The following is an 11633-nucleotide window of genomic DNA, read 5'->3' as shown; positions in this document are numbered from 1 at the left end:
ATCATGTGTCTTGGGATTCCGGGCCGGATCGTCGAGATCACCGATCCCGCCAACTATTTGGCGAAGGTCGACGTCAGCGGCGTGCAGCGCACCATCAGCGTCCGGCTGCTCGAGGACGACATGCCCGAGCCGGATGACTGGGTCCTGGTCCACGTCGGGTTCGCCATGGCCAAGATCGACGAGACCGAGGCGCTGCTCACCCTGGCCGCCGTCAAGAAACTCGGCGACGCCTACGACACCGAGATCCAAGCCTTCGACTCGTCGGCCATCATCTAGGAAGGCGCACAATGAAATTCGTTGACGAGTTCCGTGACCCGGCCGCGGCGCGCAGGCTGCTGGGCGCCATCGGGCGCCTGGCCGGCACCGACTCCCCCGGCGGCGAGCAGTTCAAGTTCATGGAGGTATGCGGCGGGCACACGCACACCATCTACCGGCACGGCATCGAACACCTGCTGCCCGACAACGTCGAACTGGTGCACGGCCCCGGGTGTCCGGTCTGCGTGATCCCGATGGGCCGCATCGACGACGCGATGTGGCTGGCGGGCCAGCCCGACGTGATCTTCACCTGCTTCGGCGACATGATGCGGGTGCCCGGGTCGAACGGCAGCCTGCTGGACGCCAAGGCGCGCGGCGCCGACGTCCGGTTCGTCTACTCCCCGCTGGACGCGCTGAAGATCGCGCTCGACAATCGCGACAAGCACGTGGTGTTCTTCGCCATCGGTTTCGAGACCACCGCGCCGTCGACGGCGGTGACGCTGGTCCGGGCGCGCGAGCAGGGGCTGACCAACTTCAGCGTGTTCTGCAACCACGTGATGATCGTGCCGCCGATCAAGGCCATCCTGGAGTCTCCGGACCTGCGGCTCTCGGGCTTCATCGGCCCCGGGCACGTCTCGACGGTGGTGGGCAACCGGCCCTATCGGTTCGTGCCGCAGGTGTACCGAAAGCCGTTGGTGGTGGCCGGTTTCGAGCCACTGGACATTCTGGCCGCGGTCGCGATGCTGCTCACCCAGATCCGCGAGGGCCGCTGCGAGGTGGAGAACCAGTACAAGCGCGTGGTGCCCGAGCGCGGCAATCCGGCCGCCCTGGCGTTGATGGGCAAGGTGTTTGCCCTGCGTCCCCACTTCGAGTGGCGCGGCCTGGGCTTCATCTCCCAGAGCGCGCTGCGGCTGCACGACGACTTCGCGGAGTTCGACGCCGAACTGCGGTTCTCGATGCCGGGCGTGCGCGTGGCCGACCCCAAGGCGTGCCAGTGCGGCGAGGTGCTCAAGGGTGTGCTCAAGCCTTGGGAGTGCAAGGTTTTCGGCACCGCGTGCACCCCGGAGACCCCGATCGGCACCTGCATGGTGTCCCCCGAGGGCGCGTGCGCCGCCTACTACAACTTCGGGCGCATGCACCGTGACGCCGTCAAGCTGGTGGGGCGCGCTTGACCGGTGACCCCAGCGGCTCGCAGCGCGGCGTCGAGATGTTCGCCCGCTACGCGTATGCGCCCAACGCGCTGGGCTACTGCGGTCCCCCGCTGGGCGCCACCCTGCGCGACGGTTCGGCCGATGAGGTGCGCGCGGCCGCGACGCGGTTCTCCGGGGCGTGGCCGTACCTGCGGGTGCTGTCGGCGCTGACCGGGATCGCCGACCCGCTGGATCATCGCCTCGTCGAGGCGTACTGGCTGGGCGGCGGCGTCGGGGCCGACCTGGACCCGCGGGATTTCTTCGAGGCGTTGCTGGGAATCATCGGCCCGCAGGCGGGCCGCTACTGGTCACACCTGACGCCGGACCTGGCCCGCGAGGCCGCCGCCAATCACTGCTTCCACGTGTTCGGCGTGTACCCGTGGACGCGGTTCCTGGGCCGGGGCATGGACGGCCATCCCCTCAATGTGCTCGACAACTGCCGCATCACCTGGGGGACGGTGGTCTCGCGCGACCACGACCGGATCGAGGTGCTGCGCCGCACGCTGACCTTCGACGGCAAGGCGCTGGCGCTGTCCGAACCGTCCTGCGGCGAGTTCGACGTCTGGACCGACGGGTACAGCGCGGTCCCCGACGTGGCCGCCGGCGACGAGATCGCCCTGCACTGGGGGCGGCTGTGCGGCCGGCTGTCGCCGCGGCAGGCTGGCGCGCTGGCAGACGGGACCGATCGCCAGCTGCGCCTGACGAGCCGCCGACTGGCGCGTGTCTAGCGGTGATCGCGAGCGCGGCGGCGCCGCGCGACGCGGGTCGCCGCCATCGGGGTCGGCTCGTGCCAGACTGGCCCGGTGTCCGGTTCCCTCCGCGACGTGCTGCCCGCCGTCGCCGCGCTGCTCGGCGCGCCGGGCGCCGTGGACAGGCTGGGCTTGGCCGACTGGCTCGGCGGAGCCGCCGAGCTCGATCGCGTCGCGGTCGTGCTGGTGGACGGGTTGGGCTGGCACCTGCTCGGCGAGCTCGCGGGCAGCGCCCCGTTGCTCGCCGCGGTGCTCGCCGGGCAAACCGGGCGCCTCACTGAGCTCGCCTGCACGTTCCCTTCGACCACGCCGACCAGCCTGGTTTCCCTGGGCACCGGGGCGCAGCCCGGCGAGCATGGGATCCTGGGCTTCACGCTCAACGTTCCCGGCACCGACCGGGTGCTCAATCACATCCTGTGGCGCGACGATCCGCCACACACCCAGTGGCAGCCGCTACCGACCTGGTTCGGGCGGCTCAACCAGGCCGGTGTGAGCGCGCGGGCCGTGTTGCCGGCCGCGTTCCTGGGCAGCGGGCTGACCGACGCGGCGTATCGCGGCGCCGAATTCCGCCCGGTCCAGCCGGCCGACGACAACGCACAGAAGGTGGCCGACGAGCTGCACGCGGCGCCCGGCCTGGTCTACGGTTACACCGCCGCCCTGGACACCGCGGCGCACGCGTTCGGCGTCGGCTCCGCCCAGTGGCACGAGGCGGCGGCCAAGGTCGACGCGCTGCTGACCCGGCTGATCGAGACGCTTCCCCCGAGCGCGGCGCTGCTGGTGACGGCCGACCACGGCGGTTTCAACGTGCCGCCGGGCGCCCGGGTCGACCTTGACGCCGACGCGCGGCTGGCCGCGGGAGTCCGCGTGGTCGCGGGCGAACCCCGGGTGCGCTACCTGCACACCGAGCCGGGTGCCGCGGCTGACGTGCAGGCCACCTGGAGTGAGGTACTCGAGGGCAGGGCGCACGTCTACAGCCGCGAGCAGGCGGTGGCCACCGGAATGTTCGGGCCGGTCAGCCCGGCACATCTGGCGCGTATCGGCGACGTCGTCGCCGTCTGCACCGGCGATGCCGCCATCCTGGCCACCGGGCACGAACCGCCGGAAACGGCCCGCCTCATCGGCTTTCACGGCGCGGCGACACCCGCCGAAATGGCCATCCCGCTCATCGCCTTCAAATCCCCTGCCGCTTAGGACGACCGGCAACGCGGTGACCGTTGACACACACCGGACTTTGATCGTTTTCACAGCTGGCTTGCCTTGCCGTCCAAGCCTCGCGTTGTAGGTTCGGGCCACTGTGACAGTCGGAGGCACCCGTCGGGTTTCGCGATGGCCGTCAGCCATCGCGATCGTTGCGGCGCTCGGACTGTTCGGCGCGGTCACCGCGGGCTGGGCGTCGTGCGGAACCGCGGTGGCCGGTGTGGGGCTGCCGCAGGCGGCGGCGCAGCACCAGCAGACCGTGCAGGCCGGCGCGAACGCGGCGCCGGCGCGGGCGGACCGCGTCAACCCTGTCGCACCGCGCTTTTCGTCCGGCTCCACGCCGGCACACCACAAGACCACCAAGAACGCGTGGATGACGCGGGACCGGCCGCCGACGTGGGAGCGCTCATCACCCCCATCGATCGGGTCGCCGTTGCCGGATTCATTCGCGGCCGCGGCATTTCGGTTGCCCGACGCACCATTCCGTGATCCCGGGGCGGTTCCCCCCGACCGGGACCTGTTGACGCGGCTCTGCATCGCCCGTTGCTGAGGGATCAGCCGCCCGCGGCGGCCGCCGTCGTTGCACCGCCGCGGGTGCGGTGAGGCCGTAACCCGTCGGCCTACGTCCCAACAGAAGAGTCCACGTGCTCGCAACGGCCCCACGGGCCCATAACGCCGTCGTTAGGCAGAGACAACCATGAACTTCACGACGCTCCCGCCCGAAATCATCTCCGCGCAGCTGCATGCGGGCCCCGGCCCGCAGCCGATGCAGGAAGCCGCGACGGCCTGGGCCCGCCTGGCCACCCGGCTGCACACCGCGGTCGCGGACTACCGGGCGGTCACCTCGAAGCTGCTGGCCGGATGGGAGGGCCCGGCGGCCGCGCCCGACGGCGCGGCGCCCTACATCGATTGGCTGAACGCCACCGCGATACGGGCCGAGCAGGCGGCCACCCAGGCGGTGGCCGCGGCGCGGGCCACCGAAACGGCTGTGGCGGCTACGGTGCCGCCGTCGGTGATCGCGGCCAACCGCGCGTTGCGCGGCCCGCTGGTTCTGGCCGACGCGCTGGGACTGGCCGGCCCGGCGATCGCCGACACCGAGGCCGAGTACGAGCGAATGTGGGCCCGGGACGCCGCGGCCATATACGCCTACGCCGAGGCTTCGGCGCAAGCGGCGGTCCTCACGCCGTTCACCGCGCCGCCCGACGGTGCGAGCGACGGCACATGGGCGCTGGAGTCCGCGCCGGAGGTGCTGGCGGCCGGCAGGCAGCTGATCTCGGCCGCCCCCGCCGCCCTGCGGGCGCTGTCGGAGTCACCGCTGGCCACGCTGGACGTCTCCCTCGCGTCGGCGACCTGCCCCCTGTCCAAGCTCAGCTCGCTGGCGGCGCCGTCGGGTGCGGCGATCGCCCACCTGAATTCGCTCAACAAGGCGGCGGCACTGCGGTGCCTGCTGCCCGACCGGCGTGGTGGCCGCCGCGCGGCAATCACCGTGCGAGCCGGCGGCGCGGCGTCGGTCGGGGCGCTGTCGGTACCGGGGGCCTGGACGGCGGCCGCCACGCCGATGGCCGTCTACCGCGGAACGGTCGCCTAGCGCCGGGTCAGCCCGCGTACGATCGCGCCGCGTCCACGACGGCGGCGAAGAGGCGCAAGTCGTCCAGGGCCTGTTCCGGATGCCATTGCACCGCAAGCACAAACGTGTCCCCAGGCAGCTCGAGCGCCTCCACCACGCCGTCGGAATCCCAGGCGCTGACCACCAGGCCCGCACCGACTTCGTCGATCGCCTGATGGTGGTAGCAGGCCGCGTCCAGGGACTCGCCCACCAACGCCGACAGCCGGCTGCCCGCGACGGTGCGCACCGGCAACCTGGTGAACACGCCGTTGCCCGCCCGATGCCCGTCGTGACCTAGCACGTCGGGCAGGTGCTGGTGCAGGGTGCCGCCGAGCGCCACGTTGAGTACCTGCGCGCCGCGGCAGATGCCCAGCACCGGCAGGCCCCGGTCCAGCGCGCCGCGCAGCAGCGCGAGCTCCCAGGCGTCGCGCATGGCACGCGGCTCATCGGTGGCCGGATGCGGTTGCTGGCCATAGGCGGCGGGGTCCACGTCGTAGCCGCCGGTGATCACCAGCGCGTGCAGGCTGTCGAGGACCGAGCCGACCGTCTCCGGTTCCGCCGGTTGCGGTGGCAACAACACCGCGGCCCCACCGGCCAGGACGATCCCCTGGAAGTAATCGGCCGGCAGGTAACCCGCAGGCATGTCCCAGATCCCGGTCTGCACCCGCTCCAGGTACGAGGTCAGGCCCACGACCGGGCGCCGAGAGGCGTGCACCATCGCGCATCCCTTCCGATCATGACCGCCGTCGATTCCGCGCCCCGTCCGACACGCTACCGCCCGGGGGCCATCACCGCCGATCGCGGCGGACGGCGCACGCGAACACCGGCGATCCGCTTGCGCGAGTGAGGGTTCCGTGCACCAAGCCGGGGATCACCAGGTGCTGGTGCGCAGCACGATCTCGGCGGCCAACTGTGCGGTCGACTCCTGCACCGTGCGCCGGCCCAGGTGCACCACGCGGTAATCGGCGTAGACGTACTGCTGGCTGGCGCGCGCCACCGCCCGCGCGGCCGCGGAGCTGAACAGCACCGTGGTGCCGATCTCCACCGGCGGGCAGTGCTCATCCCGTACGACCCCGTCGCGATCGGCCGCCCGCGGATGCCCGCGGTCGATCACCACCAGGCCGACGAAGCGGCCCAGCTTCGTCGCCGCCAGCTCCCAGGCCAGGTCACCGCCGGTGCGGTCGCCCACCACCACCGCCCACCCGATGGCCAGCGCGTCGAGGATGCCGACCACCGACTTCGGGGTCAGCCGCGGGTCGAGACCGATGACGACCGTGCGAAGCGACGCGGTGTGCAGACGCTCGCAGACCGCGTCGTACGCGGCGGGGGCGCGGTCCTCGTCGCCCAGGATGACGACCACGACGCCCTGCTCCGGACCGGCGACGGACACCGGCACGGGAAACCCGTCGAGCGTGGTCATCATGGAGGGCATCTACGCACGCTACAACCGATCGGCCTGAGCGCGCGACGATTTCTTCAACATCCGTGCACGATCAACGCGATTGCGTCGCCGTCAACTCCGCCTCCACGCCCGCACCTGCTCGACGAATACCTCAGGGCCGCAACCGAGTTGCAAGGTGGGGCCGACATGGTGGTGGGCCGTCGAGCAGCCCGAGGACCGCGTCGACGTCGAGATGGGCGGCCATCAGGTCGGCGACGCGGTCGAGCTGGGCGTCGCGTCGCGCGGCGACGTCGGTGTCGGCGACGATGAACCCGCCGCGGCCCGCCGCGGCGGCGATGCGGGTGAGCCATGCGCGGCGGAAGTCGTCGTTGTCGAGCAGGCCGTGCCAGTGCGTGCCGAAGACCGCGCCCCGCACGAGGCCGTGTGGCCGGCAATCGCGCCCGCCCTCCGCGCCGAACCAGCTCTGTTCGGCGCACCGCGTCACCTGGCCATGGTGGATTTCGTATCCGGCGAGCGGCGGCGGCCACCGGCGCAGAATCTTGGCCTCGCCGAAGGCGATGTCGGCATCCAACAGCCCCAGCCCGGCGACCTCGCCGGCCCGCGATTCCACGGTGTCGTCGATGCGCCGGCACAGCATCTGGAAGCCCCCGCAGATGCCCAGCACCGGTTTGCCGGTCGCGGCGTGCGCGGTGATCGCCTCGGCCAGGCCGCGATCGCGCAACCAGGCCAGGTCGGCGACGGTCGACTTGCTCCCGGGGATCACGATCAGGTCGGTCCCGGCCAGCTCGGCCGGGTCGGTGCTCCAGCGCACCAGGACGCCGGGTTCGCAGGCCAGCGCCTCGACGTCGGTGGAGTTGGAGATTCGCGGCAACCGGATCGCGGCCACCCGCAGCCAGTCTCGTCCGCGCGGCGGCAGCGGGGTGCCGACGACGCGGTGCGCCACCACCGACAGCGAGTCCTCGGCGTCCAGCCAGAGGTCGTCGGCGTAGGGCAACACCCCGTAGGTCGGGCGGCCGGTCATCTCGTTCAGCTGCCGCAGGCCGGGCTCCAGCAGCGCGGGATCCCCGCGGAATTTGTTGACGACGAAGCCCGCGATCAGCTCCTGGTCGCCGGGTTCGAGGACCGCGACCGTCCCGAACAGGTGCGCGAGCAGCCCACCGCGGTCGATGTCACCGACCAGGATCACCGGCAGGTTCGCCGCCCTGGCCAGGCCCATGTTGGCCAAATCAGTTGCCCGCAGATTGATTTCGGCCGGCGAGCCGGCACCCTCACAGATGACCGCGTCGAATTCTTCGCGCAGACAGGATAATTCGTCAGCGACGATCCCCGCGAGGCGATCGCGATGGCGCACATAGCTTGCCGCGGTGACCGAGTCGGCGACCCGGCCGCGGATCACCAGCTGCGACGTCCGATCGCTGCCCGGTTTGAGCAGGATCGGGTTGAACCGCACGCTGGGCTCCAGCCCCGCCGCCCGCGCCTGCAGCGCCTGAGCCCGGCCGATCTCGCCGCCGTCGACGGTGACCACGGAATTGTTGGACATGTTCTGCGCCTTGAACGGCGCCACCCGCACGCCGCGGCGCGCCAACAGCCGGCACAAGCCCGCGACCACCACCGATTTCCCCGCGTCGGAGCTGGTGCCGGCGACCAGCAGCGCCCCGCTCAAGGGTTCACGGCTTCTTATATCGAGGTGAGGATTTCGACGCCGGTGTCGGTCACCAGCAGGGTGTGCTCGAACTGTGCCGTCCACTTGCGGTCCTTGGTGACCACCGTCCAGCCGTCGTCCCAGATCTCGTAGTCCAGGCCGCCGAGGTTGATCATCGGTTCGATGGTGAACGTCATCCCCGGCTGCATGACCGTGGTGACCGAGGGCTGGTCGTAGTGCAGCACCACCAGGCCGTTGTGGAAGGTGGTCCCGATGCCGTGACCGGTGAAGTCGCGAACCACGTTGTACCCGAACCGGTTCGCGTATGCCTCGATGACGCGGCCGACGACCGACAGCGCCCGCCCCGGTTTGACGGCGTTGATTGCGCGCATCGTCGCCTCCCGGGTCCGCTCGACCAGCAGCCGGTGTTCCTCCGAGACGTCACCGGCGAGGAAGGTCGCGTTGGTGTCGCCGTGCACCCCGTCGATGTAGGCGGTCACGTCGATGTTGACGATGTCGCCGTCCTCGATCACCGTCGAGTCGGGAATCCCGTGGCAGATCACCTCGTTGAGCGACGTGCAGCACGACTTCGGGAAGCCCTTGTAGCCCAGGGTGGACGGGTAGGCGCCGTGGTCGATCATGTACTCGTGGGCGATGCGGTCCAGCTCGTCGGTCGTCAACCCGGGCGCCACCGCTTTGCCCGCCTCCTGCAGCGCGCCGGCCGCGATCCGGCCGGCGACCCGCATCTTCTCGATCACCTCCGGGGTCTGCACCCATGGCTCGCTACCCTCGCGCACGGTGGACTTCCAGGCGTATTCCGGACGGGGGATGCGGCTGGGCACCGGCAGAGTCGGGGACAACTCTCCGGGGGAAAGCGCGGTGCGGGCGGGCATGCCGACCAGCTTAATCACGCCGCGCGGCGCCGGCTCAGCCGAAGCGGCCGCGCAGCAACGAGCGACGCGGTCCCCGGATGGTCACCGAGCCGCACACCACGCGCCCCGTCAGCACGACGTGCGGTCGCCCTTCGGCCGGCGCGTCTTTGCGGCGGTCGATGGCGCTGCCCACGTAGACCTCCACGTCGTCGATCGACGCGCTGGCGCCGTCAGGCAATCGGACCTCCACCGAGCCGAACCGCATGTCGAGTTCGATGACCACCACCGGGCCCGCGAACCGGGCCTTGGTGAGGTCGAGTTCGATCGAGCCCAGCCGCCGGACCAGCGCCAAGCGGGTCGGCACCGTCCACTCGCCGTGCCGTTTGAGTGAGCCGGCCCAGCCGCGCAATTCGACCCGGTCGGCCGCGGACGTGACGATGGCACCGGGACCGGGCAGGTCACCGACCAGCCCGTCGAGCTCTCCCCGGGTGCGCGCGTAGGACACCTGCGACGAGCGCTGCTCGAACTCGTCGATATCGATCAGGCCCAGCGCGACGGCGTTGTGCAACCGCCGCATCGTGCCGTTGCGGTCGGCGTCCGAGACCCGCAACGCGACCATGTCGCCGCCGGTATCCGTCATGCTCGCAATTTACCGCCGAAGCGGGCCCGGGGACCGCGTCAGGCCAGATGGCGCCGCGCTTGCGAGCGGCGCTAGGCCCGATTGCGCCGCCCCGCTGCGCCCGGCGCAGACGCCGCGCTTGCGAGCGGCGCTAGGCCAGGAAGTCCGGCGGCAGCGACTCGAACATCACCTTGGTCATCCGGACCGCGTATTCCGAGCTGCCGCCCCCGACGATCAGCGACGCGAACGCCAGGTCCCCGCGGTAGCCGGCGAACCAGGAATGCGATCCGCCCGGGAACTCGGCCTCACCCGTCTTCCCGTAGACCGCGCCGCAGCCGGCGATCTCCTTGGCGGTCCCATTGGTGACCACCAGCCGCATCATGGGCCGCAGCGCGTCGACCATCTTGGGGCTGATCGGCGTGGTGTCGCCCTGAACCGCGGTGGGCCGGCCCGCGATGAGCTGCGGCGTCGGCGTCTTGCCGGCGGCAACGGTCGCCGCCACCAGGGCCATGCCGAACGGGCTGGCCAGCACCTTGCCCTGGCCGAAGCCGTCCTCGGTGCGCTCGGCGAGGTCCACCGTCGGCGGCACCGACCCGGTCACCGTGGTGATGCCGTCCACCTGATAGTCCAGCCCGATCCCGTACCGGCTGGCGGCCTGCGTCAGGCCCCGGGGCGGCATCCTGCTGCTCAGCTCGGCGAAGGTGGTGTTGCAGGAACTGGCGAACGCCCGCGACATCGGCACCACGCCGAGGTCGAAACCCCCGTAGTTGGGGATGGTGCGGTGCCCGATGTCCAGATGGCCCGGGCAGCCCAGCATCGTGTTGGGGGTGGCCATGTCGCGGTCGACGGCCGCGCCCGCGGTCACCATCTTGAACGTCGACCCCGGGGGGAACAGGCCGGTGGTGGCTACCAGGCCGTCGGCGTCGGCGCCCCCGTTCTGGGCGATCGCCAGGATCTCCCCCGTCGACGGCTTGATCACGACCATCATGGCCTTGCCGCCGCGGGAGTCCACCGCGCGCTGGGCGGCGTTCTGCACCACCCGGTCGAGCGTGATCGAGATCGACGGCGCCGGCGATCCCGGCACCTCGTGCAGGACTTCGACCTCGACACCGTTCTGGTTGACGCTGACCACCCGCCAGCCCGCCTCGCCGTCGAGCTGGTCGACCACGGCCTTCTTCACCTCGGACATGACGGCCGACGCGAAATGCGGGTCGGTGGGCAACATCTCGGGCTGGGGCGTGACCACGACGCCGGGCAGCCGGCCGATCGCCGGGAAGACCTTGTCGTTGTCGTCGGGGTGCAGCGTCACCAGGTCCACCTGCTGCGTCGCGGAGCTGGCCTGCTCGGCGAGCAACTGCGGGTCGTTGAGCGCGCCGTTGAAGGGCCGCAGGACGTCGACGATCGCGTGCGCCGTCCCGATCAGGGCGGCCCCGGATCCGGCCTGGGTGGCGTCCAACGTGTAGTGGTACAGGTAGCCGGGCACCAGCACGTCGCTGCCCCCGAGCTCGTTCACCGAGGCGCGCCGCGGGGCGTCGGCACGCAGCGCGAACGTCTGATGCTCGCCCAGTTTGGGATGCAGGTCGGTGGTGGTCCAGCGGACCTCCCAACGGCCCTCGTCGCGCGCCATCTTCAGCTGGCCGTCGTAGGTCCAGGTGCGGTTCTTGGGCAGGTGCCAGGTGAAGCGGTAGCCGACCGTTCCGGTGTCCTCGGCGTACTTGGCGTTCAGGATCTGCGCGTCGAGGTGACTCGCCTGCAGGCCCGCCCACGCCGCGTTGAGCGCCTCGCGGGCCTCGTTGGGGTTGTCGCTGAGTTGGGCGGCCGTGGCGGTGTCGCCGACGGCCAGGGCGCCGAAGAACTTCTCGGCTGCCGGCCCGGGGCCGTCGGGCCGCGGCGTGCACCCGGAGAGGGCGGCGGCCGCAAGGAGCAATCCGGCCGTCACGATTACCAGTGGGGTTTTTGTGACCATTGGTACAGATGTTATGAAGGCTGGCTGTCGGGCCGGTGTCGACACACCGAGACGCGATCGTTATGCACGCGCACGTAACGCCACGGCGAAAAAGGCGGCCGGAAATCGCCGCTGCGTTACGTCCGCGAACGTGCC

12 protein-coding genes are annotated in these 11633 nt (G+C 71.0%); 6 read left to right on the top strand and 6 right to left on the bottom strand.

The features are described 5' to 3' along the window. The first annotated feature begins 3 nt into the window (after positions 1 to 3). The 6 genes from A5692_RS03070 to A5692_RS03045 all read left to right on the top strand — a co-directional run bounded on the left by A5692_RS03070 (position 4) and on the right by A5692_RS03045 (position 4979). On the top strand, positions 4 to 276 hold the full coding sequence (locus A5692_RS03070; protein WP_067921005.1) for a HypC/HybG/HupF family hydrogenase formation chaperone: 273 nt from the start codon (positions 4 to 6) through the stop codon (positions 274 to 276). 11 nt (positions 277 to 287) lie between these two features. Then, on the top strand, positions 288 to 1427 hold the full coding sequence (hypD, locus tag A5692_RS03065; RefSeq protein ID WP_068051902.1) for a hydrogenase formation protein HypD: 1140 nt from the start codon (positions 288 to 290) through the stop codon (positions 1425 to 1427). Next, on the top strand, positions 1424 to 2173 hold the full coding sequence (locus A5692_RS03060) for a DUF6390 family protein (protein ID WP_304528599.1): 750 nt from the start codon (positions 1424 to 1426) through the stop codon (positions 2171 to 2173). Before hypD ends, A5692_RS03060 begins: the two co-directional genes overlap by 4 nt. Positions 2174 to 2248: 75 nt before the next feature. Next, positions 2249 to 3385 carry an alkaline phosphatase family protein gene (locus A5692_RS03055; RefSeq protein WP_068051899.1) on the top strand — a complete coding sequence of 379 codons (1137 nt, stop codon included), beginning with the start codon at positions 2249 to 2251 and terminating at the stop codon, positions 3383 to 3385. Positions 3386 to 3488: 103 nt separating this feature from the next. Then, a complete protein-coding gene (locus tag A5692_RS03050; RefSeq protein ID WP_068051896.1) occupies positions 3489 to 3941 on the top strand; it encodes a hypothetical protein in 453 nt (150 codons plus the stop codon). A gap of 147 nt (positions 3942 to 4088) precedes the next feature. Continuing rightward, positions 4089 to 4979, top strand: coding sequence for a PPE family protein (locus tag A5692_RS03045; RefSeq protein ID WP_068051893.1), 891 nt, complete (start codon positions 4089 to 4091; stop codon positions 4977 to 4979). Between the two features lie 7 nt (positions 4980 to 4986). Here A5692_RS03045 and A5692_RS03040 read toward each other — a convergent pair whose 3' ends face one another. From A5692_RS03040 to A5692_RS03015, 6 genes are all read right to left on the bottom strand, one after another. Further along, complete coding sequence (locus A5692_RS03040; RefSeq protein ID WP_068051890.1) at positions 4987 to 5715, bottom strand: gamma-glutamyl-gamma-aminobutyrate hydrolase family protein; 729 nt, start codon at positions 5713 to 5715, stop codon at positions 4987 to 4989. 153 nt (positions 5716 to 5868) lie between these two features. Beyond that, on the bottom strand, positions 5869 to 6429 hold the full coding sequence (locus tag A5692_RS03035; protein ID WP_197514337.1) for an alpha/beta hydrolase: 561 nt from the start codon (positions 6427 to 6429) through the stop codon (positions 5869 to 5871). Positions 6430 to 6550: 121 nt separating this feature from the next. After that, positions 6551 to 8062: a cobyric acid synthase gene (locus tag A5692_RS03030; protein WP_068051884.1), complete on the bottom strand. Its 1512-nt coding sequence runs from the start codon at positions 8060 to 8062 to the stop codon at positions 6551 to 6553. A gap of 14 nt (positions 8063 to 8076) precedes the next feature. Continuing rightward, positions 8077 to 8934 (bottom strand): type I methionyl aminopeptidase, encoded by an 858-nt coding sequence (gene map, locus A5692_RS03025; protein ID WP_068051983.1) that lies wholly within the window; start codon positions 8932 to 8934, stop codon positions 8077 to 8079. A gap of 34 nt (positions 8935 to 8968) precedes the next feature. Further along, a complete protein-coding gene (locus A5692_RS03020; RefSeq protein ID WP_068051881.1) occupies positions 8969 to 9553 on the bottom strand; it encodes a DUF1707 domain-containing protein in 585 nt (194 codons plus the stop codon). A gap of 130 nt (positions 9554 to 9683) precedes the next feature. Continuing rightward, entirely contained in the window at positions 9684 to 11498 is a 1815-nt protein-coding gene (locus A5692_RS03015; protein ID WP_068051878.1) for a penicillin-binding transpeptidase domain-containing protein, read from the bottom strand. Between the last annotated feature and the right edge of the window lie 135 nt (positions 11499 to 11633).

Source organism: Mycobacterium sp. E342 (assembly GCF_001667665.1).
In the GTDB taxonomy this organism is placed as follows: domain Bacteria; phylum Actinomycetota; class Actinomycetes; order Mycobacteriales; family Mycobacteriaceae; genus Mycobacterium.
Note: the sequence above shows the minus strand (reverse complement) of the source record. Positions and strands in the feature narration are given on the sequence as shown.